The sequence below is a fragment of the Nonomuraea sp. NPDC001636 genome, assembly GCF_040298265.1.
Taxonomy (GTDB): domain Bacteria; phylum Actinomycetota; class Actinomycetes; order Streptosporangiales; family Streptosporangiaceae; genus Nonomuraea.
The window spans coordinates 59,661-85,725 of sequence record NZ_JBEOZT010000018.1 but is presented as its reverse complement, the minus strand read 5'-3'; the positions used below and the strand labels follow the sequence as shown (position 1 = coordinate 85,725).

Genomic DNA, 26,065 nt, shown 5'->3' with positions numbered 1-26,065 from the left:
CTTCACGTGCACAACACCAGATACGCCCCGAACGGCATGGTCTGCAGCGTCGACCACCTGGCCTCGGCCGCCGGGGTGGGCGCGCTGGACCGCGGCGGTTCGGCGGCCGACGCGGCGATCGCGGCCAACGCCGTGCTCGCCGTGGTCGCGCCGCACATGTGCGGGCTCGGCGGAGACCTGTTCGCGCTCGTCCACGACGGCACGGTCGGCGGCACGGTCGGCGGCACGGTCGGCGGCACGGTCACCGCGCTCAACGCCTCCGGCCGCGCCGGGTCGGGCGCCGACCCCGATCGGCTGCGCGCCGAGGGGCACACCCGCATGCCGCACCTGCACGACGTCAGGTCCGTGCCGGTGCCCGGCTGCGTCGACGGGTGGCTCGCCCTGCACGCCAGGCACGGCCGGCTGCCCATGGCCGAGCTGCTGCGGCCCGCGATCGCGCTGGCCCGCGACGGCTTCCCCGCGTCCCCGCTGCTGGTCCCCGGCGCCCGCACGGCAGCCTCGCGTCCGGGTGGCGGCGACTTCGCCCTCGTGCGCCGGGCCGGCGACCGCGTCACCCGCCCCGGCGTGGCCCGCGCGCTCCAGGCGGTGGCCGACGGCGGCCGCGACGGCTTCTACCTCGGCGAGTTCGGGCAGGGCCTGATCGAGCTCGGCGCGGGCGAGTACACCGCCGCCGACCTGGCCGCCCCCGGCGCCGACTGGGTCGAGCCGCTGCGGGTGCGCGCCTTCGGCCACGACGTCTGGTCGATGCCGCCCAACTCCCAGGGTTACCTGCTGCTGATGTCCCTGGCCGTCCTCGACGGGCTCGACCTGCCCGGCTCGCCCCGCCATCCGGCCTGGGCCCACCTGCTGGCCGAGGCCGCCAGGGCCGCCGGGCACGACCGGCTCGACCTGCTGCACGAAGACGCCAAAGACCTGCTCGACCCCGGCGAGATCGCCCGCCGCCGGGCCCTGGTCGACCCGGTCAGGCGCAGCCGCCTGCGGGCCCCGTCCGCCGACGGTGACACGACGTACCTGTGCGCGGTCGACGGCGACGGCATGGGGGTGTCGCTGATCCAGTCGAACGCGTCCGGGTTCGGCGGCATGCTCTTCGAGCCGCGTACCGGGATCAACCTCCACAACCGCGGCATCGGTTTCTCGCTGCGTCCCGGCCACCCGGCCGAGTACGGCCCCGGCCGCCGTCCGCCACACACCCTGGCCCCCGCGCTGATCACCCGTCCCGGCGGCGGGCTGCGCACGGTCGTGGGCACGATGGGCGGCGACGCCCAGCCGCAGATCCTGGCCCAGGTCATCACCCGCCTGCTGCGCCACGGCGAGGAGCCCGGCCAGGCGCTCGCCGCGCCGCGCTGGCGGCTGGGCAGCGGCAACGGCAACGGCTTCGACACCTGGGACGCCCCCGACGACGCCGTGCTCGACCTGGAGGAGGGCACGACCTGGGCCGACGGCCTGACCGCGCTCGGCCACCCGGTCCGCACGCTGCCGTACGGCGGCTCCTTCGGCCACGCCCACCTCATCGACGTGCGCCCGGACGGCATGCTGGCCGGCGCCGCCGACCCGCGCTCCCTGGTCGGCGCCGCGATCGGCCGCTAGATGGACAAGGATGAGCTACCGGAGGCCCTAAGCCGGGCCAAGTCGTAGGATTCCGGTCCGTACGGTGGGTAGAGGGCGCAGTATGAGCGAACTACCTCCGGACCGATTCGGCATGGCCGACGAGCAGGACATCGAGGTCAGGGAGTGGACCGACGACCTCGGCCTGCACCACGAGGTCAAAGAGGACGACCCCCAGCACGAGGCCACGCTCGACGAACGGCTGCGCCAGGAGTTGCCCGACCGCCCGCGCCGCGCCCCGCGCGAGGAGCACCGCCTGACCGAGCCCGACGAGGGCGCCCACCCCGACACCGAGGACGAGGCCATCGGCGTGGACTGGGACGCGGACCGGGAGGATTTGTCGGCCGAGGAGCGCGCCCTTCGCATCGACCCCGACGAGGACCTCACCTGACCCGCAGGGCCCGCGCGCGGCTCACCGGCCCGCCCGGTCCGCGCGGGCCTCAGGTGACCCGCACAGCCTTCGTGGGCCTCAAGTGAGGCGGCGCAGGGCGGGCAGCAGGGCGTGCAGGTCGTCGACGATCATGTCGGCGGCCTTCGCCTGCGGCCGCTCGGCGTGCAGGAAGCCCCAGGGGCCGCGGCGCAGCAACGCCGTGCGCATGCCCGCACGGGCGGCGGGCAGCACGTCGTTGTCCAGCCGGTCGCCGACGTAGAGGATCTCGCCGGGCTCGCGACCGGCCACCGAGGCCACCTTGGCGAAGAACTCGGGGGCGGGCTTGGACAACCCCCAGCCCTCGGAGGTGTGCACCGAATCGACCGGCAGCTCCATCGCCACCAGGGCGTCGAAGGCCCGGCTGGGCTGGTTGCCGGCGATGATCACCTGGAACCCGGCCGCGCGCAGCGCCGCCAGGGCCTCCCGCACGTCGGGGTAGAGGTCGTCGGCGTCGAAGTGGTTGCGCAGCCCGGCCGGGTCGTCGCGCTCCCAGGCGGCGATCTCCGCCTGGACGTCGAGACCGGGCCGGACGAGCTCGAACGCCTCGCGGTGGGAACGGTCGAGCGCCGCCATGCCGCCGAGCGCGCCCATGAGCACGAACCTGCTCACCCCCAGCCGGTCGGCCCAGCGCGACCAGATGCGCGTCTCGTCGATCAGCGTCTCGCCGACGTCGAGCACGACCGCCTTGACGGGCTTCACCATCACTCCCCCTGTACGTCCGTGTGCCGCCCCGAACTCAGGGCCGCAGCTTCTCCATCGCCTTGGCGATGCGCTTCTCCGACACCGGCGTGGGGGTGCCGAGGGTCTGGGCGAAGAAGCTGACCCGCAGCTCCTCGATCATCCAGCGGATCTCCGTCACGTCGGGGTCGCCCCGTCGGGCCAGGTGGAGGCTCGCCAGCAGGTCGTGGTAGTCGTCCTCGATCTTGTGCACGCGGTCCATCCACTCCTCGTCCCGCCAGGGCTCCTCCGGGAGCTTGGTGAGACGCCGCTCGATGGCCCGCAGGTAACGCAGGACGTCGGGCAGGCGGCGGGTGCCGGTGGCGGTGACGAAGCCCTTGAAGACGAGCTTGCCGAGCTGCTCGCGCACGTCGTCGGTCGAGGCGCTCGCGCGCAGGCCGTCGAGGCGGGTGCCCACGGCGTGCCAGACGCTCAGGATCTGCTCGACCTTGGCCAGCACGTCGGCCGCCGTGTCGTGCAGCTCGGCCCGGACGTGCTGGTGGAGGCGGTCGAAACCGGCCGGGTCCCAGGCCGGGCCGCCGAGGTCGAGCATCAGCTTGTCGACGGCCGCGTTGACGACGTCGTCGAACAGCGCCACGGCGCCGCCATGGGGGCTGCGCGACAGCGCCAGCTTGGCCTGGTTGGACAGCCCGCCCAGCAGCGACCTGGCCGGGTTGGTGACGTTGAGCAGAAGCAGCCGGCGGGTGCCTGGCCAGTGGGCGCGGCGCTGCTCGGCGGCCGTCTCGAAGATCTTGACGGACACCGACTCGCCCGCGTCGACGAGCGCCGGATAGCCCTTCATCCGGCCCTGCTCGAACACCTTGGGCAGGGTGCCGAAGCTCCAGGTGCGCAGGCCCGTGCGCTCCAGGTCGTCGCCGGCCTCCGACAGGGTCTTGCGCAGGCGCGGCGCGAGCCGGCGCTTGAGCGCGTCGAGGTCTTTTTCCTCGGCCACCGTGCGCTTGCGCTCGTCGATCACCCGGTAGGTGATGCGCAGGTGGTCGGGCACCTGGTCGAGCTGCCAGGCCTCGCGCGGCACCCGGACGCCGGTGAGCCGCAGCAGCTCGCGCTCCACGGCCTCCAGCAGCGGCTCGCCGCCCTGCCTGACCCCGGCCAGCACCTGCCTGGCGTAGTTGGGGGCGGGCACGAAGTTGCGGCGCAGGTGTTTGGGCAGCGACCGGATCAGCGCGGTGATCAGGTCTTCGCGCAGGCCCGGGATCTGCCAGTCGAAGCCGTCGGAGTTGACCTGGTTGAGCACCTGCAACGGCACGTGGACGGTGACGCCGTCGGCGTTGGCGCCCGGCTCGAACTGGTAGGTCAGCTTCATCCGCTGACCGAGCTGCTTCCAGGTGTCGGGATAGTCGCGGGCGCTGATGTCGGCGCCCTCGTTGACCAGCATCTCCGGCGAGAACGTGAGCAGCTCCGGCTGCTCCTGCCCGGCCTTCTTCCACCAGGAGTCGAAGTGCCTGGCCGAGACGACGTCGGCCGGGACGCGCTGGTCGTAGAAGTCGTACAGGACCTCCTCGTCGACCATGATGTCGCGGCGGCGGGCCCGGTTCTCCAGCTCCTCGACCTCTTCGAGCAGCCGGCGGTTGTCCTTGAGGAAGCGGTGGTGGGTGTCCCAGTCGCCCTCGACCAGGGCGTGCCGGATGAACAGCTCGCGCGACAGGTCGGGGTCGATGCGGCCGTAGTTGACCTTGCGGCCGACCACGAGCGGCACGCCGTACAGGGTGACCTTCTCCAGGGCGATCACCGCGCCCTGGTTCTTCTCCCAGTGGGGCTCGGAGTAGGTGCGCTTGACCAGGTGCTGGGCGAGCGGCTCGACCCAGTCGGGCTCGATCTTGGCGTTGACCCGGGCCCACAGCCGCGAGGTCTCGACCAGCTCGGCCGACATCACCCACTGCGGCTGCTTCTTGGCCAGGGCCGAGCCGGGGAAGATCGCGAAGCGGGCGTTGCGCGCGCCGATGTACTCCTGCATCGGCCGCCGCCCGTCGGCGGCGCGCTGCTTGTCCATGACGTCTTTGACGCCGATGTGCGACAGCAGCCCGACCAGCAGCGACACGTGCACCTGGTAGGGGTCGGCGGACACGCTGCCGGGCTGGGCGCCGAGCGCCTGGCGGACCTGGCTGTAGATGTCCTGCCACTCGCGGACCCGCAGGTAGTTGAGGAACTCGGCCTTGCACAGCCGCCGGAACGCGCCGGAGGACAGCTCCTTCTGCTTGTCGCGCAGGTAGTTCCACAGGTTGAGGTAGGTCAGGAAGTCGGACTCGGGGTCGGCGAAGCGGCGGTGCTTCTCGTCGGCCTGCTGCTGCTTGTCGGACGGCCGCTCGCGCGGGTCCTGGATGGACAGGGCGGCGGCGATCACCATGACCTCGCGCAGGCAGCCGTTCTTCTCGGCCTCCAGCACCATGCGGCCGAGGCGCGGGTCGACCGGCAGGGTCGCCAGCTTGCGGCCGATTCCGGTGAGCTTGCCCTGGGCGTCGAACGCGCCCAGCTCGTGGAGCAGGTTGACGCCGTCCTTGACCTGCCGGCGGTCGGGCGGCTCGACGAACGGGAACGCCTCGATGTCGCCCAGCCCGATCGAGGTCATCTGCAGGATGACCGAGGCCAGGTTGGTGCGCAGGATCTCCGGGTCGGTGAACTCCGGCCGGGAGAGGAAGTCCTCCTCCTCGTAGAGCCGGATGCAGATGCCGTCGGAGGTGCGGCCCGAGCGGCCCTTGCGCTGGTTGGCGCTGGCCTGCGAGATGGGCTCGATGGGCAGGCGCTGCACCTTGGTGCGGTGGCTGTAGCGGGAGATGCGGGCGAAGCCCGGATCGACCACGTATTTGATGCCGGGCACGGTCAGCGAGGTCTCGGCCACGTTGGTGGCCAGCACGATCCGGCGGCCGGTGTGGCGCTGGAAGACGCGGTGCTGCTCGGCGGCGCTCAGGCGGGCGTAGAGCGGCAGGATCTCGGTGTTGCGGAAGTCGGCCTTGGACAGGGCGTCGGCGGCGTCGCGGATCTCCCGCTCGCCGGACAGGAAGACCAGGATGTCGCCGGGCCCCTCGGTGACCAGCTCGCGGCAGGCGTCGACGATGCCGCCGGTCTGGTCGTCGTCCTCCGCCAGCGGGCGGTAGCGGACCTCGACCGGGTAGGTGCGGCCGGAGACCTCGATGATCGGCGCGTCGCCGAAGTGGCGGGAGAAGCGCTCGGGGTCGATGGTGGCGCTGGTGATGACGACCTTGAGGTCGGGGCGCTGCGGGAGGAGCTGTTTGAGGTAGCCGAGGATGAAGTCGATGTTGAGGCTGCGCTCGTGGGCCTCGTCGATGATCAGGGTGTCGTACTGGTCGAGCATGCGGTCGTTCTGCAGCTCGGCCAGCAGGATGCCGTCGGTCATCAGCTTGACCAGCGTGCGGTCGCTCGCCTGGTCGGTGAAGCGCACCTTGTATCCGACGACCTCGCCGAGCTCGGTGCCGAGCTCCTCGGCGACGCGCTCGGCGACGGTACGGGCGGCGATGCGGCGCGGCTGGGTGTGGCCGATCAGCCCGCGCACGCCGCGCCCGAGCTCAAGGCAGATCTTGGGGATCTGGGTGGTCTTGCCGGAGCCCGTCTCGCCCGCGATGATCACGACCTGGTGGTCGCGGATGGCGGCCAGGATGTCGTCCTTGCGCTGGGCGACCGGCAGGTTCTCCGGGTAGCGGACCTGCGGCACGGCCTCGCGGCGGCGCGCCAGCCGCTGCTCGGCGCGCTCGACGTCGGCGAGGATCTCGGTGACGATCTTGTCCCGGGCGTCGCGGGAGCGGACCCGGCGCATGCCGTCGAGCCTGCGCCGCAGCCGCCGCTGGTCGCGCGGCATGAGCTCGGGCAGGCGGGACTGGAGGTCGGCGAGCGGAGAGGACAACGAAGGCGTTCCCATACTGCTTTCAGGATATTTGAGCCCCGTGGCCCCGGAGCCAACGGCCCATGGTGCCCGACGCGACCCGCCTCCCGCATCCCAATATCGCGCCGGCACCGCCCGCCGCGCTTCCGGGCGCGCCGGGACGGGCCCCGGCCCCCCTACCGCGCCGGCCGGGTGGTGGCGGCGTGGCGGGCGGCGCCGATGATGCCGGCCTCGTTCTGCAGGGCGGCGGGGACCACCGGAGTGTCGATGGTGACGTGCGGCAGGAACTTGTCGGCCTTCTTGCTCACGCCCCCGCCGATCACGATCAGCCCCGGCGAGAACAGCATCTCCACGTGCCTGAGGTACTCCTCGACCCGCTCGGCCCACTTCTCCCAGCTCAGGTCGTGCTCCTCGCGGGCCCGCGCCGACGCGCGCTCCTCGGCGTCCTTGCCGCGCAGCTCCAGGTGGCCGAGCTCGGTGTTGCAGACGAGTGTGCCGTCGGCGAACAGGGCGCTGCCGATGCCGGTGCCGAAGGTCAGGATCAGCACCGTCCCCTTCTGGTCGCGGCCCCTGCCGAAGGTCATCTCGGCGATGCCGGCGGCGTCGGCGTCGTTGAGCACCGTCGCGCCGCCGAAGAGCGCGGCGGCGTCGACGCCGATCCACGAGTGGTGGACGTTGGCCGCCGTCTGCACGACCCCGTCGACGACGACGCCGGGGAAGGTGACGCCGACCGGGCCGTCCCAGTGGAAATGCTTGACGATCTCGCCCACCACCTCGGCCACCCCCTCGGGCTTGGCCGGCTGGGGCGTGGCGATGCGCAACCGCTCCTGGACGAGCTCTCCGGCCTCGGTGTCGACCGGGGCGCCCTTGATTCCCGAACCGCCGATGTCGATGCCCAACACGTTCATGACTCTCCTTCTCCCCCGCCCTGGACGGGAAAACTCGCCCGCCGATATTTCCGGCCCGGCTGAACCCGCTCCGCGCCCACCGCGTATCTCGCGTCACAAGCGCTCACTAGGAGGCACGGATGCGGCTCCGCATCATCACGCTCTGCGCTGTCGCCGTCGTGGCGGGGACGACCCTCACCGCCCCCGCGCAGGCGACCACCAGGACCCGTTTCGACGTCATCAACCTTGTGTCGGACGTCAAGGGCAAGGCCCCGGTCACCGACCCCAAGGTCGTCAACCCGTGGGGCCTGGCCATGGGCAAGACCTTGTGGGTCTCCAACGCCGGCACCGGCACCGCCACCGTCTACTCCGGCACGGGCCGCAAGGAGAAGACGGAGGTGTGGATCCCCGGCGGCTCCCCGACCGGCCAGGTGTTCAACCCGGGTGACGGCTTCACCGTGAAGGGGAGACCGGCCACGTTCATCTTCTGCAGCCCGAGCGGCGCGATCACCGGCTGGAACGCCGAGGCCGACCCGGCCAACGCCGTGATCGCCGCGTTCACCCGCGGCGCCGACTACAAGGGCCTGGAGCTCGTACGGACCGACGCGAGCGAGTTCCTGCTGGCCGCCGACTTCGCCCACGGCCGCGTGCACGCCTTCGACGAGAACTTCCGGCGCATCCGCCTGGCCGGCTGGCAGTTCCAGGACTCGCGGGTGCCGCGCGGCTACAACGCCTACAACGTGGCCGTGGTCAACGGCAGCGTCTGGGTGGCGTACGCGCTGCGCGACCGGACCACCGGCAAGCCCGTCTTCGGCGCCGGCAAGGGCTTCGTGAGCCGCTTCAACGCCGACGGCCGCCTGACCGGCCGCATCTCCAGGGTCGGGCTCGACGCGCCCTGGGCCATGACCGCCGCGCCGCGCGGCTGGGGCCAGTACGCGGGCGCCCTGCTGGTCGGCAACTTCGGCGACGGCACCGTGCACGCCTACAAGGGCGACCGGCACCTGGGCGCGATCACCACGTCCGGCGGCCGGCCCGTCAAGCTGCCCGGCCTGTGGGACCTCGAACCCGGCACCGCGGCCACCGGCGGCGTGAACACGCTGTGGTTCTCGGCCGGCATCGAGGGCGCCAAGCACGGCCTGATCGGCGTGATCGCCCCCGCCGGCACGAAGCCGACCTCCACGGCCGCCGCCCCCGCGAGCACGCCGGCGCCCACCCGCTCCGCCGCCCCCAAGACGAAGTCGCCCTACGGCGGCGGCTACTGACCGGACACTGACCGGGGGCCCCTTGGCGTTTCCGGCGCGGCCGGCGCGGGCCGCGCCGGAAACCCGGATTCCCGGAAAACCTGCGAACCACATATGGACACGGAATGCGACGGAGCAGATACTCAACGTGTCAACACCCTCATCCCTGCTCTCACGTCGCCCCCTTAAGCACCGCATGAGCCGGCGTGTCGTGTGCTGCCCGGAAACCGTGCCTGTCAGGGAACAGGACAAGGAGAGACCATGCCCGTCAAGAAGTCTCTGTTCCTTTCCGTCATCGCCCTCGCCACCGCGGCCTGCGTGACGGCCACCGTCGTGGCCCTCCAGGCGTCCAGCCCCGTCTCGGCGGCCACCCGCGCCGCGCTGCCGCCGGGCTACCAGCTCGTCACCTTGCCCAACTCCAACGTCCCCAACTTCCAGCGCCGCACCGTCTACTGCCCGGGCTCCAAGCACGTGCTCGGCGGCGGCGGCGAGGCGCGCGGCAACGGCGCGATCCTGGTGGGGTCGTTCCCCACCGATGACGCCCGCGGCTGGATCGCCCTCGGCCGCCAGATCGGTTACAACGACGTCGGCATCAGCGTGTTCGCCATCTGCGCCGACTGACAGCCCCGCCCGCCGGCCCCGTCCGCTCTCCCGCGGGCGGGGCCGGCGCACGTCCGGCCTCAGAGCCCGCCGAGGACGGCCGCCAGGTCGGCGACGGTGCGGTAGTGGACGCCCGTCATGCCGAGCGCCCTGGCGGCCTCCACGTTCGGCAGCCGGTCGTCGACGAACAGGCAGCGCGCGGGGTCGGCCCCGGCGCGTTCGGCGGCGATCTCGTAGATGCGCGGGTCGGGTTTGATCACGCCGACCCTGGCGCTGCTGACCAGGTCGTCGGCGAAGTAGGTGAGCCCGAGCCGGTCGAGGTGCTCCTCGACGGTGTCCGTGGCGTTGGTCACGATGACCACCGGCACGTGCTGCTGCGCCTTGGCCAGCAGCTCCCTGACCTCCTCGTCCACCCGGAACGGCACCGCCGCGAACTCGGCCACCGCCTGGCGGGCCCGCTCGTCGCCGCCGAGGGCGACCGCCACCGCCTCCAGCCATTCACGCTCGCTGATCCGGCCCAGGATGGCCGGCTCGATCAGCTCGGGGGCGAACGCCGTGGCCATGAGCGGCAGGGCGTACCGGGCCTCGATCTCGGCCTGGGCGGTGTGGTCGAAGAGGCGGAGCACGCCATCAAGATCGGTGAGAACCGCATCGAAGGGGATCACAGCCATCATTGTGCCGTGAAGTACCGCATCCGCTGGTCCGAGAAGGTTTCGCGTGCCACCAAAGCCCCAGGGCGACCGGCGGCACTACCATCTCCGAGACGGTATTCGGTATCGGAACGGTAGGGCATGGACGATCACCAGCTGCCACCTGAGCTGTGCCAGCTGTTCGCCGACGGCGGCAGGGGGCGCAGACTGCCCCCGGGCCTGCCCGCCGGCGACGTGGTCTGGCCCGACCCCGCCTACACCCGGCAGGCCGTGGCGGCCCGGCCGGCGTTCTGGATGAGCGACGAGCACGCCGCCGGCGAGGACTGGTCCTTCATGCGGGTCTGGCACGCGCACAGCGGCCTGTGGCCGGTCCTGCTCGACGAGTCGGCCCAGCCGTGGGCGATCGGGCAGATCGTGCCCGACGACCCGATGCTGATCGGCCACTTCACCGCCGAGGGGTTCATGACCGAGGTCTGGCAGGAGTGGGTGTCGCAGATGCCGCGCGACGCGCTGGCGGAGTTAGAGCCGTACGGGGCGCTCTGCCCGGGGCTGGCGCCGCCGGGGGTGACCCGCGCCGACCCCGGCGACGTGGCCGACTGGCTGGCCCGCGAGCTCGCCCCCAAGGGCATGCCGCTCGGGCTGGTCGCGGCCGGGCGGGGGGCCGACGCGCTCGCGGTCATGGGCTGGCAGGGCGCGCTGCACCACAACGAGTGGATGGTGCCGATGGCCGCCGTGGTGCGCAGCTGGGAGGACCGGTTCGGGGCCCGCGTGGTGAGCGTCGGGTTCAACACGCTCGACCTGAGCGTGGCCGCCCCGCCTGCCGACCCCGAGCACGCCCTCCACGTCGCCGCCGAGCACTGGGCGTTCTGCCCCGACAACGTCGTGCAGGGGCCGGGGGACCTCCAGGGGTACGCCGACCAGATCATCGGGCAACACGCCTGGTCGTTCTGGTGGGACTGATTCCCCGGCTTTTACGCTACTTTTAACCGCGACAGGGAGGGCTCGGTCACAGCATGTCACGGGGAGATCTCACTCCGGAGCTCCTGCATTCCTCGTCCTGGACGGACTGGCTGGTGCAGTCGGCCGGCATCCCCGTCCACGACGTGCCGCTGGTGTCGGTGGGCGGCGGGCTCGGCTCGTTCACGCTGGTCGACGTGCTGCGCATCAGGGGCGTGCCGATCCCGGCCATGCGGGTGCTCTCGACCAGCGACACCCCCTGGCAGACGTGGGAGTACCTGACCCGCGTCTCGCAGCTGCCCGCGCACGAGCGCATCCGGTCCGACGCGGGGGCGCGTCCCGACAACATCTGGGGCTTCCCCTCCTACGCGGTGCAGGAGGCCTGGCAGGACGGCTCGCTCAAGCCGATCCTCCAGGTGCTCACCGAGCCGCTGTTCACCGACTTCTACAGCCCGCGCGCCGGGCTGGTCACGCAGACCGTCCAGCGCGAGGCCGACCGCATCGGCTACTGGCACATGCTGGCCAAGGGCCAGGTGCGCATGGTCAGGAAGCGGCTGGGCGGCGGCTACTTCACCGTGCTGACGCCGCCGCCGGGCACCTCGCCGACCAAGCGGGTGGTGCTGCGCTCCCAGTACGTGCACCTGGCCGTCGGCTACCCGGGGCTGAAGTTCCTCGACGACCTCCAGGAGTTCCGGCAGGCGCAGGGCGAGCGTTACCGGGTGGTCAACGCCTACGAGCCGCACGAGCACGTCTACGACCAGCTGCGCAAGCGGCCCGGGGTGGTGGTCGTGCGCGGCGCCGGGATCGTGGCCTCCCGGGTGCTCCAGCGCCTGATGGACGACCGCGAGCGGTACGGCCTGCACACCCAGATCGTCCACCTGTTCCGCACGTACGTGGCCGGCCCGCACGGCCCGAGCGTGTTCATGCGGCGCAAGGGCGGCGACGGCTGGGCCTACCAGGCGTTCACGATGCCCAAGTCGGCCTTCGGCGGCCAGCTCAAGGCCCGCTTCAGGAAGGCCACGCCCGAGCAGCGCGCCCAGATCTCCAAGACGCTGGCCGGCACCACCACCCCGAAGCTGGCCCGCTGGCAGGAGCAGATGCGCAGGGGCCGGCAGGGCAACTGGTACCACCCCACGCAGGCCGTCGTCGACCGCATCGAACGGGCCCCCGACGGCCGCCTGGTCACCCACACCCGCAGCGTCAACGCCGCCGCCATGCAGTACGTGTCCGACTTCATCATCGACTGCACCGGCCTGGAGGCCGACATGCCGGAGCACCGCGTCCTCGACGACCTGCTGCGGCACGGCGGCGCCCGGCCCAACAAGGCCGGCCGGCTGAGCGTCGGCCAGAACTTCGAGGTGCTCGGCGCCGAGAGCGAGGGCGGCGTCCTGTACGCCTCCGGGGCCGCCACGGCCGGCAACCACTTCCTGGCCGTGGACAGTTTCCTCGGCATGCAGACCGCCGCGCTCGACATCGCCGCCGACCTGACCAGGCGCGGGTTCTGCAAGGGGCTCGGGCCGGTGCGGTCCACGGCCCAGTGGCTGCGGTGGGCGGGAAACAGGAGGCTCGCTTGATCCCGACGCTGGCCGGGCGGCTGCAGACCCGGCTGTTCACGCTGGCCACCGTGGGGGCGGCGCTGACCGCGCTGATCACCCTGGTGCTGCCGATGTCCTTCCGGGACGCCTTCCTCGTGCTGCTGGCCGTCGCCGTCGTGGGCGTCGGGTGGGAGCTGCTGTACCACCTGCTCATGCAGTTCCGCTGGGACAAGGACTGGCCGACGCTGTTCGGGCTGGTCACGGCCGTGCCCGAGGGGCTGCTGATGTGGGTGCTGCTGGACGGCGGGCTCGTCCCCGGCGTCGCCGGCCCGGTCAGGGCGTGGGCGTTCGCGGTGATGTTCGCCTTCGTCTGGCTCGGCCAGTGGTTGTTCGTGAACGGGCCGATGCGGGTGTTGTTCGTCGAATGGCGGCTGCGCGGCGGCCGCCTGCTCTGATCTCGGATCTGCGGTTCTGCTTACGGAGGGGCAATGGGGGGCGTCGAGCTGGCTCGACCGCTGTACTTCTGGCTCGGTTTCCTGGCCACGGTGGCCGGGGTCGTGCTGCATCTGCCGATGTACCTGCACGGCGCCGACATGCACTACCGCCTGGCGGGCATGCCGATGGACCTGCCGATGACGATCGGCATGGCGCTGATCGTGGCGGGGCTGGCGGTCACCGCGTACGGGCTGATCCCGCCCGGCGCGCTGACGGCCAGACCGGCCGCCGAGGTACGCGTCCGCGCGCTGGACGACGCGCGCATGCGCCCGGCGCACATCGGGCTGATCGTGGTCATGTCGGTCGCGGTGATCATCGACGCCATGAAGCCGATCACGCTCGGTTTCGTCGCGCCCGGCATGGCCAAGGAGTACGGCCTGAAGTCCGCGCTCAACCCGGCCGGCGAGCTGCCCGTGGCGCTGCTGCCGCTGGCCGGGCTCACCGGGACGGTGCTCGGCTCGCTGCTGTGGGGCTGGATGGGCGACAAGATCGGGCGCAAGCCGTCGATCCTGTTCGCCGGGGTGCTGTTCATCGGCACCGCGATCTGCGGCGTCATGCCGGACTTCGAGTGGAACCTGGCCATGTGCGTGGCCATGGGGCTGGGCGCGGGCGGCATGTTGCCGATCACGTTCTCGCTGCTGGCCGAGACGATCCCGCCGCGGCACAAGGGCTGGGTGATGGTGCTCATCGGCGGCAACCTGGCGGTCGCCTACCTGGCGGCCAGCTGGTTGTCGGCGTCGCTGGCGCCGACGTTCTCCTGGCGGGTGCTGTGGCTGGTGGGGCTGCCGACCGGCGTGTTCCTCATCCTGCTCAACCGCTTCATCCCGGAGTCGCCGCGCTTCCTGCTCGCGCACGGCCGCGACGCCGAGGCCCGCGCCGTCCTGGCCAGGTACGGCGCGGCCGCCACCGCCGAGGAGGCCACCGCCGGCGTCGAGCGGGTGGAGGACGAGCACGCGGGCGGCTACTCGCGGCTGTTCCGCCGCCCCTTCACCGGGCTGACGGTGGCCGTCGTGGTCCTCGGGCTGAGCATCGGCCTGGTCACCTACGGCTTCCAGCTGTGGATCCCGTCCAACCTGCAGAAGCTGGGCCTCGACCAGCAGACGGCCGACCGGGCGCTGCGCGACTCGACGCTGCTGGGCCTGCCGCTGATCTTCATCTCGGCCGCCATGTACGGCCTGTGGAGCGCGAAGAAGACGATCGTCACGCTGTCGGCGCTGGTCGGCGTGGCGCTGGCGGTGCTGGCCTTCTCCGGCGAGACGCTGGCGCACGACCGTACCTGGCTCTACCTGCTGCTGGCCGGGCCGATCGTGGGGACGGCGACGATCGCCGCGGTGCTGGCCGCCTACAGCTCGGAGATTTATCCGACCCGGGTGCGCTCGCGCGGCTCCGGGCTGTCGGCGGGCATGGGCAAGGCCGGCGGCGTGGCCGTGACCGCCGTGCTCGTGGCCGGGGCGGCGGCGCCGTCGATCGGCACGACCGCGCTGCTCGGGGCGGTCCCGCTCGTCCTGGCGGTGGTGGCGGTGCTGGCGTTCGGGGTCGAGCCGGCGAAGGACGCGGCCGGCGACCCGGCCACGCCCGCCGCCGCCTCGACAGGGGCCTCGACAGGGGCCTGAGGGCGCCCCGGCGTTCACCGGGGCCTGACGCCCGGGGCGCCCGGTCGTTCACGGGACGCGCGCCACCACGCCGTACGTGCCCGACGAGCTCGGCCGGCCGGAGCAGGCGGCGCCGTGGTCGTCGGGCCGCCACTCCGGGACCCACACCAGCCCCGGATCGACCAGCACCAGCCCGTCGAGCAGGGCCTCCATCTCCTGCCTGCCGCGGATCGCGTGACCGGGCAGCGTCATCGCCAGCAGGTCACGGACCGCCGGCAGCAGCTCGCCCGGCACGCCGTCGAAGGTGGTCTGCAACAGCGACAGGTAGCTGCCGTCGGACGCCGCCCGGCGGACCCGCTCGATCACGTGGTGGGCGTGCTCGTCGTCGGCCAGGCTGTGGGTGGACAGCAGCAGCACGGCCACGGGACGGTCCCAGTCGAGGAAGGCGCACACCACCCGGTCGCCGAGGATCGCGTCGATCTCGCGCACGTCGCCCTCGACCACGCGGACCAGATCGGTGCCCGGCTCGATGGTGGCCCGCGCGCCGGCCAGCACCATCGGGTCGTTCTCCACATAGACCATCCGGGCGGGCGCAACTCCGGGGCCGCCGCGGCAGCCCGCGGCCACGTCGTGCAACCGGCCGCCCGGGGGCAGGCCGCTGGGCACGCCGCTGCCCACGACGACGAACTGGTCCACGCCTTCGGCCGCCAGATGCCGGACCACGCGCACCAGGAACTGCAGCACGGCCCGCGCGGCGGTGGTCGTCACGGACGCGGCCTGGTCATATCGGCGTACCAGATCGCGGTCGGCCGAGAAGTTGTTCTTCCCGCCCGCGGCCGCGTCGAGCACCCGGGTGGTCATGGCTCGGGTCATCTCCAGCTTCGCCAAATTACGGATGGCACGCTGACGCATTGAGTGTTGCCCCTTTCCCCTCGCCCACTATCTCGGGAAAAGCCGGTCCTTTCGGACCCCACTCGATGACCCAGAGCTTATGATCCTCGTTACGCGCCGGAAGACAACAGGAAAAGCATGAATTCTGCGGAAATATGCCTTACCTGAATGGGGCCGGCCGGAGATCATTTCCCTGTCGCGCGCGACAGGCGTTCGCGGTGGGACTCCAGCACCTCGTACGTCTCCTCGCGGGTGGTGGTCGTCACCGACAACTTCGTGAACGCCTGGTGGTAGGTCTCGACCGCGGCGACGTCGGTGATCAGCTCGTCGGCCTCGACGCCGTGGGCGCAGGCGACGTCGGGCTCGAACGCCTCGGCGAAGCGCCACAGCGTGAACGGGCCGGTGCGGGGCACGTACGCCGGGTCGTCGATCGGCACGACGTGCAGCGAGACGTTGGGCCGCTTGGCGTGGTCGAGCAGCAGGTCGAGCTGGCGGAGCTGGGCGTGCGGGCCGACGATCGAGCGCAGCAGCACGGCCTCGTCGATCACCGCCCACAACACCGTGTCACCGGCCCCGGCCAGCGCCTCCTGGCGGGCCATGACCAGCGCCAGGGCCTCCTCCACCGACGCCTGGCCGAGCGTGGCCGGCCCGGCCACGGTGATCGCGGCCCGCGCGTAGTCCTCGGTCTGCAACATCGGCGGCACGAACTGCGGATGGTACGTGCGGATCACCGTGGCCCGCTGCTCCAGCGCGTAGGCCGTGGCCAGCCAGACGGGCACCGACTGGGCGTCGTACCAGGCGGCCTCGCGCTCGCCCCTGGCCAGCGAGAGCACGTACTCGCGGACGGGCGGGGCGGTGACGCCGTAGAGGCCGAGCAGGCGCTCGACCGTGATCGGCGTGGGCGCGAGACGGCCCTCCTCGATCGCGGGGATCGCGGCCGCGCCCTTGCCGAGCGAGCCCTCGACCTGCTCGACCGAGAGCCGCACGCCCATGCGCAGGCCGTGCAGCCGCTTGCCGAGCGCGCGGCGCTGTGAGTCGTTGAGCGGCGTGGCGGCCTCAGGGATCTCGGCGGCCGGCTCCGGCTCGCCCGGCAGCCCCTCGGCCCGGCGCGCCAGCTCCACCACGCCGCGCAGCACGGCCAGCGACCCCTCCGACAACCCGGAGGCCGACAGGCCGATCGCGGCCGCCCGCAGTTGCAGGTCCTCGACCGCGCCGGACTCGTAGTGGTCGTCGCCCACCAGCCAGCCCACGCTCACCTGGAGGCAGGCGGCCAGCGCCCGCAGCACCTGGAGGGTGGGGTTGGTCTGCTTGCCGGTGCGCAGCTGGCTGACGTAGGCGCGCGTGATGGGTATGCCCGCCTCGGTGAGGGCGGAGGCGACCTGGGCGCCCGTGAAGCCGCGCTTGGTCAGCGCGAGATCGAGCCGTTCGGCGAAGTTCGCCACGGCGCACCTCCTACCGCCCGTGAACTTTTCCCAGCCTAAGGTACGAGACCCCCACTGTCCCCTGCCACGCGAGCCAGCTCTGCCCGGCGGGTAGGTATCAACTTATTCGCAAAGTGTGAGTTGACATAGCCCCTCTTTCCAGCACAGTATCGGAGCGCGTGGTAACTGTGGCTTAACAGCCCGGACGATTCGCAAGAGTCTCCGGCAAGGAGGTGGCCGGACGTGACCATGGACTCCCTCGACGGCTCACGCTTCCTGGAGGATCCGGTCTCCCGGGGGCAGCAGCAGGTCGTCCGGCGCATCTGCGCGCGGGTCGCCGGCCCGCTGACGAGCCGCGACGTCCAGGTCGCCGAGCTGCCGCTGGGCGGGGTCGAGATCTGGCTGGACAGCCCCCGTCACCGCTGGCGTCTGCACCACCGCATGGCCCGCGAGCTGCGGCTGGCCGGCTGGCACACCGAGCCGGGACCCGACCGGCTGCTGCTGCTCGGCTGGAGCGCGGTCTGCCTGGGCCACCGCGCCAGGATGCTGGGCGCGGCCCTGTCCGGACGGCTGTCCCACTTCGACCGCACGTCGTTCGCGGCCGTCATGATCGCCACCCGGCTGCGGCACGAAGGGCTGCCCGCCGCCGAGCTGCCCGCCGCGGTGGTCGAGCGCTGCCGCGACGCGCTGCGCTGGCCCGCCCGGCTGGCCGACCTCGACGGGCTCGAACGCCGGTCGTCGCTGGAACCCATCAGGCTCAGGCTGGCCCAGGTGGCCGGGCTGGAGTCGACGGTGAGCCGGCGCTGCGCCGAGCACCTCGCGCTGGCCGCCAGGGTCGCGCGCACGGTGGCCGGCACCGCGCCGCCCGCCCGCTCGCGCGCCTCGGGGCCGCGCGCGGGGCTGACCGAGCGCATGGTCTGCGTCAGCGTGCCCAACAGGGCCGCCGCCGCGCTCGACCCGGAGGCGGCGCGATGACGCCGCTTCCCCTCCCCCGCCGGGCCTGGCCGCCCACCGGCCCGCCCGCACCGCCCGCGCCGCGCGCGGCCGTGCCGGCGGCCCTCATGCGGCCGGCTCCGGCGCTACCCCATCCCTCCGGCACCGTGCGTCACGTGCCCGACAAAGTCGGCACGGTGCTGTCGGCCGGCGCGGTAGCGGCTGGCGTGCCGGCCAAACCAAGGGGTAGTGCCTGGGGCCGGCTTTCCTCGCGGCCGTCCGCCCGTGATCGGGCGGCGGCCTCCCCGACCGGGGAGGCGGGCCCGCCCGGCCCCCCGGCCGGCGCCACCGGCACGGCGGCGACGCCGGGCGGGACGATCGGCGTGACGGGCGCCACGGCTCTGATCGACCGCCCCCTCAGGGGGCCGGCGCCCGCGCGGGCCCCCGTGCCGGTGGCCATGACGTCAGCGGGCCGCGCCCGGCCCGCGTCACCCGGATCCGCGACCGACAGGAGTGAGCATGCTTACCGACGAGGTGTCCAGGCGGCAGCCGCACGAGGTGCACGCCCGGGGCGCACGGCCCCAGCCCGCCGAGCCGAGGGGCGAGGGCCGGGACGAGCCGTCGCGGGCCGAGGCCCCGGCGCGCACCGTCCACCGGCTGCGCCGGATCCGGCAGGTGTCCGTGCAGGCGATCGGCGAGATCGACCAGGCGCTGGCCTGACCGTCATGCGGACGGTCCCCGACCCGGAAGGTACGAGATGAGCCGCGGCAGGGTGGGCGTGATCGTCGCCCCCGCCAATCCCTCGGCGGAGCCCGAGCTGACCCGCCTGCTCGGCTCACGCGCCGACATGCACGTCACCCGTTTCCCCGTGCACCGGGGCGTGTCGCTCGCCGAACGGCTGGAGAGCTACAACGAGGCCCTGCCCGGCATGGTCTGCGCGTTCGACGGCCTGCCGCTGGACGCCCTGGTCATGGCCTGCAGCGAGTCCCGCTACCTGCTGGGCCCCGACGATGACGCCGACCAGTGCGCGCGGCTGTCGGCCTCGACCGGCGTGCCGTTCGCCTCCTCCACGCAGGCCACCAGGGAGGCGGTGGAACACGTCGGCGTGAGCGACATCGTGCTGGTCTCGCCGTACCAGCCGTGGCTGACCGAGCTGGCCGAGCGCTTCTGGAAGACGGCGGGGCTCAACGTCACGCAGGTCGTCCAGGTGCGGGCGGCCAAGGGCGGCTACTCCTCCTACGCGGTCACCCCGGCCGAGCTGATCACCCAGGTCGAGCGGGCCGAGGTGCCCGGCGACGCGGTGCTGCTGTTCACCGGCACCGGCATGGCCACGCTGCCCGTGCTCGGGCCGCTCAGCGCCGGCAACGACCGCACGCTGCTCACGTCCAACCTCTGCACCGCCTGGTGGGCCCTGTCGCGGGCCATCGGCGAGCACGTCACGCTCAGCCGCGTGCCCTACCGCCGCCACATGGCGGAGCAGGGGAGGCGCCCCGCATGAACGGCGTGATCGTCGTCGGGGCCGGCCCGGCGGGGCTGACCGCGGCGCTCTCGCTGGCCCGGGCCGGGATCCCGGTCACCGTGCTGGAGCGGGAGAACGAGCTCGCCGGGCAGGCGCGGGCCTGCACCTTCCATCCGGCCACGCTCGACCTGCTCGACGAGCTGGGCGTGGCCTCGCAACTCGTCGCCAAGGGCCGCGTGGTCGACCGGGTGCAGTGGCGCGACCGGTCGGGCATCGTGCTGGCCGAGATGGGCATGAACCGGCTCAACGGCCTGACCAAGCACCCGTTCAGGATCCACGCCGACCAGGCCGCGCTCACCCCGCTGCTGCTCGCGGCCCTGAACGCCTACCCCGACGTCGACGTGCGCTTCGGCACCCGCGTCGACGGGGTCTCCGAGGGCGGCACCGGAATCCGGGTGCGCGTCGGCCAGACCTGGACGCGGGCCCGGTACATGATCGCCGCCGACGGCGGCCACAGCACGGTGCGCGGCTCGCTGGGGCTGCCCTTCCCCAGGTCGGCCTACCCGACGCAGGCGCTGCGGGTGTTCACCGACTCGCCGCTCGACCGGCTGCTGCCGAGCCTGGCGCCGCTCACCTACGTCCGCGACGTGCAGCAGTCGTGCACGCTGCTCGCGCTGCCCGACCACTGGCGGATCATCTTCAGGATCCCCTGCGACGCCACCGAGCCGCTGTCCTCGCCCAACGTCTCGATGCTGGTCCGCCGCGCCCTGCCGGGGGCGAGCGGGCCCATCCACGTGACCGGGGCCGACCGGTTCGGGCTGTCCAGGGGCGTGCTGACCTCCTACCGCTGCGGGCGGGTGCTGTTCGTCGGCGACGCCGCGCACCTGACCTCCACGGTCGGCGGCCTGAACATGAACGCCGGCATCCACGACGCCGTCGAGGCCGGCCAGGTGATCGCGGCCGTGCTCGGCGGTTTCGCGCCGCCCACCGCGCTGGAGGCGTGGGCGTGGCGGCGGCGGGCCGTGCTGCTGCAGCGGGTGATGCCGCGCGGCGAGACGCGGCCGGCCGGCGTGCGCGAGCGCGACAGCGCCCGGCTGGCCGCGGCGATGGCCGGACTGCGGGCCATCGCCGGCGACCCGGAGGCCACGCGGGCCTATCTCGCGCAGGCCTCGCTGCTCGACACCGTTCCCGGCTCCGCCGGTGGGGCCCGGCCCGTCTGACACCGCTGAGGAGGTGCGACACCGCATGTGGCGAACGCTCTCGGACGAAGCGCGCCAGGCCATCCGCGAGCTGTGCGACACGCACGGCTCCCGCCTCTACGACTACTGCCGCACCGAACTGGCCGCGGGCGACGCCGAGCAGGCGACCGCCGGCGCGCTGGTGTCGGCCCACCTCTACGCGGACCGGCTGCGCGACCCCGCGCTGCACCGGCCCTGGCTCTACGCCCTGGCCCGCGCCCACCGCGCGTTCGTGGCCAAGCCGGCCAGCATCGGCTCGTGGTCGCGGCCGGGGCGGATGTCGGAGCTGCTGCCCGAGGCGCTGCTCTCCCTCGACCGCCCGCTGCGCGAGCTGCTCGACCTGTCCCTGCGCCACGGCCTGTCCGACGCCGAGCTGGCCACCGTCTTCAGCCTGGGCCAGGACGAGGTCAGCGCCGTGGTGGCGCGGGCGGCCGACGCGCTGGAGGGCTGGTTCGCCGCGATCATCGCCGCGCGCGGCCGTACGGGATGTCCTGATCTGACCACGCGGGTGGCGGCCTGGGTCACCTCGCCGGGCCGACGGGCCCGCGCCCGGATCAGCCGGCACATCCAGGGCTGCGCCGCCTGCCGGGCCGCGCCCCGCACCATGTCGGCCGCCACGCTGCTGCGCCGGCTGCCGATCGCGGAGCTGCCCGGCACATTGACCAACCGGCTCGCCTCGGCGCAGCCGCTGCCCGGAGAGGGACCCCTCTGGCGGGCGGACGGCTTCCCCGTGCTGGCACGCACCCTGGTGGAGCCGCTCGCGGCCCCGCCGGGCGTGGGGGCGAGGCCGATGCCCCCGGTCGCCGACCCCACGACGGCGACACCGGGAAACCCCTGGTCGGCGGCGGGCGCGGCCGCCGCCGACCAGGAGCCCCCGGGGCGGGCGGCACGCGGGCGGCACCCGTTCACGCCGACGGGCCGCGCCCGGTCCCTCCGCGGCGGCTCCCCGGGCGACAAGCTCGTCTACGACAACCGCGCCGAAGGCGGCCTCAGCGGCACCGTGGTCGGTGGCCCGGTCGGTGGCCCGGTGAACAGCCCCGTCACCGGCCCCTTGAGCGCGCCGGTCGGCGGTGAGGCCGGTGGCGGTGACGGCGCCGCCGCCCCGCCCGGCGCGATGATCATCCGGTACGGCGGCATCGGCTGGAACGGCGAGCCGGGCGGCCTCGACCGGCTCGACGGCGAGGCGGCCTGGCAGGAGTTCTGGCGGGAGCAGCCGGCGGAGCCCGAGGAGGAGACCGAGGCCCCGATCCGCACGGTGGCCAGGCTGGGCCTGCTGCTGGGCGTCGGACTGCTGGTCGTGGGCCTGGTGTGGGCCGTGCTCAACGCGCGCGCGCATCCCGCGGTGGTCACCAGGGCGGCGGCGCAGGCGGCCGTCCCGGCCGAGACGCCCATCCGCTGGACGGCCGCGATCGGCCCGGCCGCCGGGTCCGCCCTGTCGTCCCAGGACCGGAAGGCCGACCTGCCGAAACCGGCGGCGCCCACGGCCCGGGTGTCGCCCCGGTCGGCGTGGCTGGGGTCCGGGCGGGCCGGGGCGTTCTCGCTGGCGTGCACCGGGACGTGCCGGGTCGTCTCGGCCACCGGCACGCGCGGCATCGTCGTCGACGGCACGACGTTCCGCGTCCTGGACCCGCGTTCGCGGCCCGGCTGCCCGGGCGGGCCCGACGTGCGGCGCGGCCGGATCACCATCGTCTGGACGGGCCGCGCCACCGGCGACGGCCTGCGCACCGGCGGCACGGCGACCGCCGGCGGCACGCTCACCCTGAAGGTGGGCTGGACCGTCGCCAGGGACAAGGGCGTGCGGCGGCTCGACGCCGGCGGCGTGCGCTGGAGCAACTGCCGATGAGGCCCCGGACCGGCCGGGGCCCCACGCGCGATCAGAAGAACCGGAACCCGGGCTCGGGCTCGGGCAGGTCGAGCTGCCGCGGCCCCCTGAACGTCGCGCTGTCCTTGGGCACGTCGGCCAGCGGCGTCCCGAGCACGAACGGCACGGACACGCTGCTCCTGGTCAGGTCGACGGTGACGGTCGCGCCGGTGCCCTCCTCACTGGTGTAGGTGGTGTCGGTCCCGGCCAGCACCAGGCCGATCCGGTGGCCCTTCCTGAAGGTGTAGTCCTGCGGCAGCGTCTGCCACCTGACCGTCCCGTACGTGCCGACGGGCAGCGGCTGGGCCTGGCTCAGCGAGTCGCGGTTCTGGACGTCGATCCAGCCGCGAGCGACGATCTCCAGCGGCCGGGTGGCCACGTTCGTGGTGACCTTCTTGTAGCAGGCGTCGTCGGCCGCGGTGCTCTCGCCGTGGCAGTCCTCCTCGGTGAGCGTGGTGACGCCCTGGCCGCGCCGCCAGTCGACGCGGGTGTCCTCGCCGAAGTCGACGAGCAGGGCGGTCAGGTTGGCGGTGGGCTTGTCGAGCTTGACCCGCAGGTCGGCGGTGGGGGTGCCGGACAGGCGCAGGTCGAGCGGGAGCGCGCCGGTGGTGAAGGCGGCGCGGCCCGGCTTGGCCGTGCCGACGTCGGCCACCATCTCGGTCTCGCTCAGCGCGAGGTCGGTGAAGGTGGCGGTGCTGGTGCCGCGGGCCTTGAGCAGGCCGAGCGAGCCGTCGGCGGCGGGCCGCAGCACGGCCTTGAGCGCGTACGGGGCCGGCCAGTCGCGCTGGGTGGTCCACTGCGCCGGGCCGAGCTGCACGTCGGCGCGGGGCTCGTCGGTGATCCCGTTGCGGACGCCGTGCAGCCAGTAGTCGAACCAGCGGTGCAGGGTGTCCACCCACAGGTCCCTGCGGCCTTCGAAGTCGAACGGGTCCACGTGCTGGTACTGGCCGACCCAGATCTTGCGCGGCACGTTCCGCTGGGCCAGGGCCTGCCACCAGGCGGAGAAGTTGTCCGGCCGGACGTTGAGGTCGTTGACCGTGTGCACGACGAAGACGCTGGCCTTGACCTTCGAGGCGTCGCCGAGCAGGCCCTTGAGGTAGTCGCGTTCGTTCCAGAAGGCGTTGTAGTTCCCGGTGTCGTCGCCGTCCTCGGCGTCCATGCGGTCGCGGACGGCCTGGCACTTGGCCTCGGGGTCGGTGTCGACGTAGTTGGTCAGCCAGGAGGCGTAGTCGTAGTTGTAGACCACGCCGTTCGAGCGCTGGTACTTGTACCAGGAGCTGATGGCCGAGATGGGGACGATCGTCTTCAGGCCCTCGACGCCGGTGGCGGCCACGGCGTTGGCCAGCGTGCCGTCGTAGGACTTGCCGATCATGGCGGCGGCGCCGGTGGTCCAGTCGGCCACGGCGGGGGTGCCGTCGGCCCTGACCGCCTTGGCGCGGCCGTTCAGCCAGTCGATGACCGCCTTGCCGCCCAGCACGTCGGCCTTGCCGCCCATGTCGGGGCAGCCGTCGGACCTGGTGGTGCCGAGCATGTCCACGTTGAGCACGGCGTAGCCGCGCGGGACGAAGTAGTTGTCGTAGAACAGGGGGAATTTGGTGACATTTCCGGAGGCGTCGTACTGCTTGCGCTCCCCCTCGTTCCCGCGCCCGGAGTTGTCGTAGTACGGACTCTCGTCGATGATCACGGGCACCTTCAGGCCCGGACCGGACTCCTTGGGACGGATGATGTCCACCCTGACCCGGTCGAGCGCGCCGTCGAGGTCGCTGTCCACGGTGGACTCGACGTACACGTGCTCGCGGACGGCGTCGGCGTAGGAGAAGACCGGCTGCGTCCGGCCGTCCTTGACGGTGATCGTGGGTCCGGCAGCGGCTTGTGCCGGGGTCGCGATCGCCAGGGTGAGGGCGACCGCGAAGAGGGCCGGGCGTAATTGTGACACGCGTGACCTCCGTGACAAGTGTCGTAATTTCCCCCGCAATGTCTCACCCGCCCAGAAAGCTGACAAGATCCCACCTATGGAGGCACAGGACCGGATCCGGGGCTGCCTGCTCGGCGGCGCGATCGGCGACGCCCTCGGCGCGCCCATCGAGTTCGAGTCGTTGCGGGAGATCCGCCGGCAGCACGGCCAGGACGGCGTCACCGGCTACGTCACCACCTGGCGGGGCAGGCGCGCGCTCGTCACCGACGACACCCAGATGACCCTTTTCACCGTCGAGGCGCTGACCCGCGACCGCACGCCCGGCGAGGTGCGGCAGGCGTACCTGCGCTGGCTCGACACCCAGGAGCACCAGGCTCCGCCGCCCGCCGACCGGCCGCACCGGACCGGCGCGCTGCGCGAGGAGGGCTGGCTGTACTCCCGGCGGGCCCCGGGCAACGCCTGCCTGTCCGGGCTGCGGCGGCCCTTCCCCGGCCCGTCGCCGTCCGGCGCGCCCGGCCCGGTGAACCCGGACTCCAAGGGCTGCGGCACCGTCATGCGCTCGGCGCCGTTCGGGCTGCTCGCGCCGTACGACGCGGACGCCGCGTTCGAGCTGGCGGCGGTCTGCGCGCAGATCACCCACGGCCATCCCACCGGCTACCTGGCCGCGGGCGCGTTCGCCGCGATCGTCGCCCGCCTGATGGCCGGCGAGCCGCTGGCGGCCGCCGTCGGCCACGCCCTCGATCTGCTCGCCGGTCGTCCGGGGCACGAGGAGACGTCCGGCGCCCTGCGCGCGGCGCTCGACCTGGCCGGGTCCGGCCCGCACTCCCCCGAGCGGGTCGAGACGCTGGGCGGCGCGTGGGTGGCCGAGGAGGCGCTGGCCATCGGCGTCTACTGCGCCCTGGCCGAGCCCTCGCCCGAGCGGGCGCTGCTGCTGTCGGTCAACCACTCCGGCGACAGCGACTCCACCGGCTCGGTCTGCGGCAACCTGGTGGGCGCGCTGCGCGGCGCGGACGCGCTCCCGGCCGCCTGGGTGACACCGCTGGAGGGCCGCGAGACGATCGAGCGCCTGGCCGCCGCGCTCCTCTAGGCTGGAGGCTCACCGGGACGGAAGAGATCGCATGCGAAACGTCGCGCGGACCTCGCTCGTCGATGCCGCCATCGAGGAGCTCCGCAGGGAGATCACCAGTGGGGTGTGGCCGGTCGGGACGAAGATCCCGTCCGAGAGCCGGCTCGCCGAGAGCCTCGGCATGAGCCGGTTGTCGGTGCGCGAGGCGGTGCGGGTGCTGGCCCACGCCGGGCTGCTGCAGACCAGGCAGGGCGACGGCACGTACGTCACCGCCACCGACGAGTCGCAGGTGGCGCTGCGCCGGCGGCTCGACCGGGCGGCCGCCATGGACATCATCGACGTGCGCCGCGGGCTCGACCTGGTGGCCGCCCGGCTGGCGGCGGTCAAGCGCACCGGCGACGACGTGGCCGCGATGCGCGAGGCGCTGGCCCGCCGCGGGTCCGCCGCGCGCGCGGGCGACCTCGACGGGTTCGCCGACGCCGACGCCGACTTCCACCTGCTGGTGGCCGACGCCGCGCAGAACCCGCTGCTGGCCGACCTCTACCGCAGCATGCGCGACGCGCTGCGCGACAGCGTCCGGGACAAGGAGCAGGCGGCGCTGGCGCCCGACCCGTCGCACGACGACCTGCTGGCCGCGATCGAGGCGGGCGACGCGGCCAGGGCGGTCGAGGTCTCGGTCGCCATCCTCGACGCCCAGGAACGCGAGCTGTGACCCG

General features: G+C 73.1%; 22 protein-coding genes. 15 read left to right on the top strand and 7 right to left on the bottom strand.

Annotation, left to right across the window (positions count from 1 at the left end):
* Positions 1 to 6 precede the first annotated feature (6 nt).
* Both ABT158_RS30010 and ABT158_RS30005 read left to right on the top strand, forming a co-directional pair.
* On the top strand, positions 7 to 1,587 hold the full coding sequence (locus ABT158_RS30010) for a gamma-glutamyltransferase family protein (RefSeq protein ID WP_352359027.1): 1,581 nt from the start codon (positions 7 to 9) through the stop codon (positions 1,585 to 1,587).
* Positions 1,588 to 1,669: 82 nt separating this feature from the next.
* A complete protein-coding gene (locus tag ABT158_RS30005; protein WP_352359025.1) occupies positions 1,670 to 1,996 on the top strand; it encodes a DUF5709 domain-containing protein in 327 nt (108 codons plus the stop codon).
* 78 nt (positions 1,997 to 2,074) lie between these two features.
* Here ABT158_RS30005 and ABT158_RS30000 read toward each other — a convergent pair whose 3' ends face one another.
* From ABT158_RS30000 to ppgK, 3 genes are all read right to left on the bottom strand, one after another.
* Entirely contained in the window at positions 2,075 to 2,737 is a 663-nt protein-coding gene (locus ABT158_RS30000; RefSeq protein WP_352359023.1) for an HAD family hydrolase, read from the bottom strand.
* 34 nt (positions 2,738 to 2,771) lie between these two features.
* A complete protein-coding gene (gene hrpA, locus ABT158_RS29995; protein WP_352359021.1) occupies positions 2,772 to 6,644 on the bottom strand; it encodes an ATP-dependent RNA helicase HrpA in 3,873 nt (1,290 codons plus the stop codon).
* A gap of 140 nt (positions 6,645 to 6,784) precedes the next feature.
* On the bottom strand, positions 6,785 to 7,516 hold the full coding sequence (gene ppgK, locus ABT158_RS29990; RefSeq protein WP_352359019.1) for a polyphosphate--glucose phosphotransferase: 732 nt from the start codon (positions 7,514 to 7,516) through the stop codon (positions 6,785 to 6,787).
* A 119-nt stretch (positions 7,517 to 7,635) separates the two neighbouring features.
* On the opposite strand from ppgK, the gene ABT158_RS29985 reads away from it, so the two are divergent.
* Both ABT158_RS29985 and ABT158_RS29980 read left to right on the top strand, forming a co-directional pair.
* Positions 7,636 to 8,757, top strand: coding sequence for a TIGR03118 family protein (locus tag ABT158_RS29985; RefSeq protein WP_352359017.1), 1,122 nt, complete (start codon positions 7,636 to 7,638; stop codon positions 8,755 to 8,757).
* A 240-nt stretch (positions 8,758 to 8,997) separates the two neighbouring features.
* The gene (locus ABT158_RS29980) at positions 8,998 to 9,357 is read left to right on the top strand and encodes a hypothetical protein (RefSeq protein WP_352359015.1); all 360 of its coding nucleotides are present in this window, start codon (positions 8,998 to 9,000) and stop codon (positions 9,355 to 9,357) included.
* Positions 9,358 to 9,416: 59 nt separating this feature from the next.
* Here ABT158_RS29980 and ABT158_RS29975 read toward each other — a convergent pair whose 3' ends face one another.
* Positions 9,417 to 10,007, bottom strand: coding sequence for an HAD family hydrolase (locus ABT158_RS29975; RefSeq protein WP_352359240.1), 591 nt, complete (start codon positions 10,005 to 10,007; stop codon positions 9,417 to 9,419).
* A gap of 120 nt (positions 10,008 to 10,127) precedes the next feature.
* On the opposite strand from ABT158_RS29975, the gene ABT158_RS29970 reads away from it, so the two are divergent.
* From ABT158_RS29970 to ABT158_RS29955, 4 genes are read left to right on the top strand one after another with little or no spacing between them, the layout of a single operon-like run.
* Complete coding sequence (locus ABT158_RS29970; RefSeq protein ID WP_352359013.1) at positions 10,128 to 10,946, top strand: DUF4253 domain-containing protein; 819 nt, start codon at positions 10,128 to 10,130, stop codon at positions 10,944 to 10,946.
* Between the two features lie 53 nt (positions 10,947 to 10,999).
* Positions 11,000 to 12,517 carry a hypothetical protein gene (locus tag ABT158_RS29965; protein ID WP_352359011.1) on the top strand — a complete coding sequence of 506 codons (1,518 nt, stop codon included), beginning with the start codon at positions 11,000 to 11,002 and terminating at the stop codon, positions 12,515 to 12,517.
* Complete coding sequence (locus tag ABT158_RS29960) at positions 12,514 to 12,933, top strand: hypothetical protein (RefSeq protein WP_352359010.1); 420 nt, start codon at positions 12,514 to 12,516, stop codon at positions 12,931 to 12,933. The genes ABT158_RS29965 and ABT158_RS29960 overlap by 4 nt, the downstream gene beginning before the upstream one ends.
* A 33-nt stretch (positions 12,934 to 12,966) precedes the next feature.
* Positions 12,967 to 14,586, top strand: a complete 1,620-nt coding sequence (locus ABT158_RS29955; protein ID WP_352359008.1) for an MFS transporter — start codon at positions 12,967 to 12,969, stop codon at positions 14,584 to 14,586.
* Positions 14,587 to 14,634: 48 nt separating this feature from the next.
* Here the strand turns inward: ABT158_RS29955 and ABT158_RS29950 are convergent, their stop codons facing one another.
* Both ABT158_RS29950 and ABT158_RS29945 read right to left on the bottom strand, forming a co-directional pair.
* Positions 14,635 to 15,453 (bottom strand): SAM-dependent methyltransferase, encoded by an 819-nt coding sequence (locus tag ABT158_RS29950; RefSeq protein ID WP_352359006.1) that lies wholly within the window; start codon positions 15,451 to 15,453, stop codon positions 14,635 to 14,637.
* Positions 15,454 to 15,641: 188 nt separating this feature from the next.
* Positions 15,642 to 16,898: a Scr1 family TA system antitoxin-like transcriptional regulator gene (locus tag ABT158_RS29945; RefSeq protein WP_352359004.1), complete on the bottom strand. Its 1,257-nt coding sequence runs from the start codon at positions 16,896 to 16,898 to the stop codon at positions 15,642 to 15,644.
* A 222-nt stretch (positions 16,899 to 17,120) separates the two neighbouring features.
* On the opposite strand from ABT158_RS29945, the gene ABT158_RS29940 reads away from it, so the two are divergent.
* The 5 genes from ABT158_RS29940 (at position 17,121) to ABT158_RS29920 (ending at position 22,350) form a co-directional block, all read left to right on the top strand.
* Entirely contained in the window at positions 17,121 to 17,852 is a 732-nt protein-coding gene (locus ABT158_RS29940) for a hypothetical protein (protein WP_352359002.1), read from the top strand.
* 477 nt (positions 17,853 to 18,329) lie between these two features.
* Positions 18,330 to 18,530: a hypothetical protein gene (locus ABT158_RS29935; protein ID WP_352359000.1), complete on the top strand. Its 201-nt coding sequence runs from the start codon at positions 18,330 to 18,332 to the stop codon at positions 18,528 to 18,530.
* A gap of 37 nt (positions 18,531 to 18,567) precedes the next feature.
* Complete coding sequence (locus ABT158_RS29930; RefSeq protein ID WP_352358998.1) at positions 18,568 to 19,308, top strand: maleate cis-trans isomerase family protein; 741 nt, start codon at positions 18,568 to 18,570, stop codon at positions 19,306 to 19,308.
* Positions 19,305 to 20,489, top strand: coding sequence for an FAD-dependent oxidoreductase (locus tag ABT158_RS29925; protein ID WP_352358996.1), 1,185 nt, complete (start codon positions 19,305 to 19,307; stop codon positions 20,487 to 20,489). The genes ABT158_RS29930 and ABT158_RS29925 overlap by 4 nt, the downstream gene beginning before the upstream one ends.
* A 25-nt stretch (positions 20,490 to 20,514) precedes the next feature.
* Complete coding sequence (locus tag ABT158_RS29920; protein ID WP_352358994.1) at positions 20,515 to 22,350, top strand: RNA polymerase sigma factor; 1,836 nt, start codon at positions 20,515 to 20,517, stop codon at positions 22,348 to 22,350.
* A 31-nt stretch (positions 22,351 to 22,381) separates the two neighbouring features.
* Here the strand turns inward: ABT158_RS29920 and ABT158_RS29915 are convergent, their stop codons facing one another.
* On the bottom strand, positions 22,382 to 24,304 hold the full coding sequence (locus ABT158_RS29915; protein WP_352358992.1) for a Xaa-Pro dipeptidyl-peptidase: 1,923 nt from the start codon (positions 24,302 to 24,304) through the stop codon (positions 22,382 to 22,384).
* A gap of 76 nt (positions 24,305 to 24,380) precedes the next feature.
* Here ABT158_RS29915 and ABT158_RS29910 point away from each other — a divergent pair, with 76 nt between their 5' ends.
* Positions 24,381 to 25,370, top strand: a complete 990-nt coding sequence (locus ABT158_RS29910) for an ADP-ribosylglycohydrolase family protein (protein ID WP_352358990.1) — start codon at positions 24,381 to 24,383, stop codon at positions 25,368 to 25,370.
* A 31-nt stretch (positions 25,371 to 25,401) separates the two neighbouring features.
* Positions 25,402 to 26,061 (top strand): FadR/GntR family transcriptional regulator, encoded by a 660-nt coding sequence (locus tag ABT158_RS29905; protein ID WP_352358988.1) that lies wholly within the window; start codon positions 25,402 to 25,404, stop codon positions 26,059 to 26,061.
* Positions 26,062 to 26,065: the final 4 nt, after the last annotated feature.

Excerpts from the sequence above, each read along its gene's own strand:
- ABT158_RS29970 (WP_352359013.1), top strand. The coding sequence starts at position 10,128 with ATGGACGATCACCAGCTGCCACCTGAGCTGTGCCAGCTGTTCGCCGAC.
- ABT158_RS30005 (WP_352359025.1), top strand. The coding sequence starts at position 1,670 with ATGAGCGAACTACCTCCGGACCGATTCGGCATGGCCGACGAGCAGGAC.
- ABT158_RS29975 (WP_352359240.1), bottom strand. The coding sequence starts at position 10,007 with ATGGCTGTGATCCCCTTCGATGCGGTTCTCACCGATCTTGATGGCGTG.
- ppgK (WP_352359019.1), bottom strand. The coding sequence starts at position 7,516 with ATGAACGTGTTGGGCATCGACATCGGCGGTTCGGGAATCAAGGGCGCC.
- ABT158_RS29985 (WP_352359017.1), top strand. The coding sequence starts at position 7,636 with ATGCGGCTCCGCATCATCACGCTCTGCGCTGTCGCCGTCGTGGCGGGG.
- ABT158_RS29930 (WP_352358998.1), top strand. The coding sequence starts at position 18,568 with ATGAGCCGCGGCAGGGTGGGCGTGATCGTCGCCCCCGCCAATCCCTCG.
- hrpA (WP_352359021.1), bottom strand. The coding sequence starts at position 6,644 with ATGGGAACGCCTTCGTTGTCCTCTCCGCTCGCCGACCTCCAGTCCCGC.
- ABT158_RS29910 (WP_352358990.1), top strand. The coding sequence starts at position 24,381 with ATGGAGGCACAGGACCGGATCCGGGGCTGCCTGCTCGGCGGCGCGATC.
- ABT158_RS29905 (WP_352358988.1), top strand. The coding sequence starts at position 25,402 with ATGCGAAACGTCGCGCGGACCTCGCTCGTCGATGCCGCCATCGAGGAG.
- ABT158_RS29965 (WP_352359011.1), top strand. The coding sequence starts at position 11,000 with ATGTCACGGGGAGATCTCACTCCGGAGCTCCTGCATTCCTCGTCCTGG.
- ABT158_RS29980 (WP_352359015.1), top strand. The coding sequence starts at position 8,998 with ATGCCCGTCAAGAAGTCTCTGTTCCTTTCCGTCATCGCCCTCGCCACC.
- ABT158_RS29955 (WP_352359008.1), top strand. The coding sequence starts at position 12,967 with ATGGGGGGCGTCGAGCTGGCTCGACCGCTGTACTTCTGGCTCGGTTTC.
- ABT158_RS29920 (WP_352358994.1), top strand. The coding sequence starts at position 20,515 with ATGTGGCGAACGCTCTCGGACGAAGCGCGCCAGGCCATCCGCGAGCTG.
- ABT158_RS29935 (WP_352359000.1), top strand. The coding sequence starts at position 18,330 with ATGCTTACCGACGAGGTGTCCAGGCGGCAGCCGCACGAGGTGCACGCC.
- ABT158_RS29925 (WP_352358996.1), top strand. The coding sequence starts at position 19,305 with ATGAACGGCGTGATCGTCGTCGGGGCCGGCCCGGCGGGGCTGACCGCG.
- ABT158_RS30000 (WP_352359023.1), bottom strand. The coding sequence starts at position 2,737 with ATGGTGAAGCCCGTCAAGGCGGTCGTGCTCGACGTCGGCGAGACGCTG.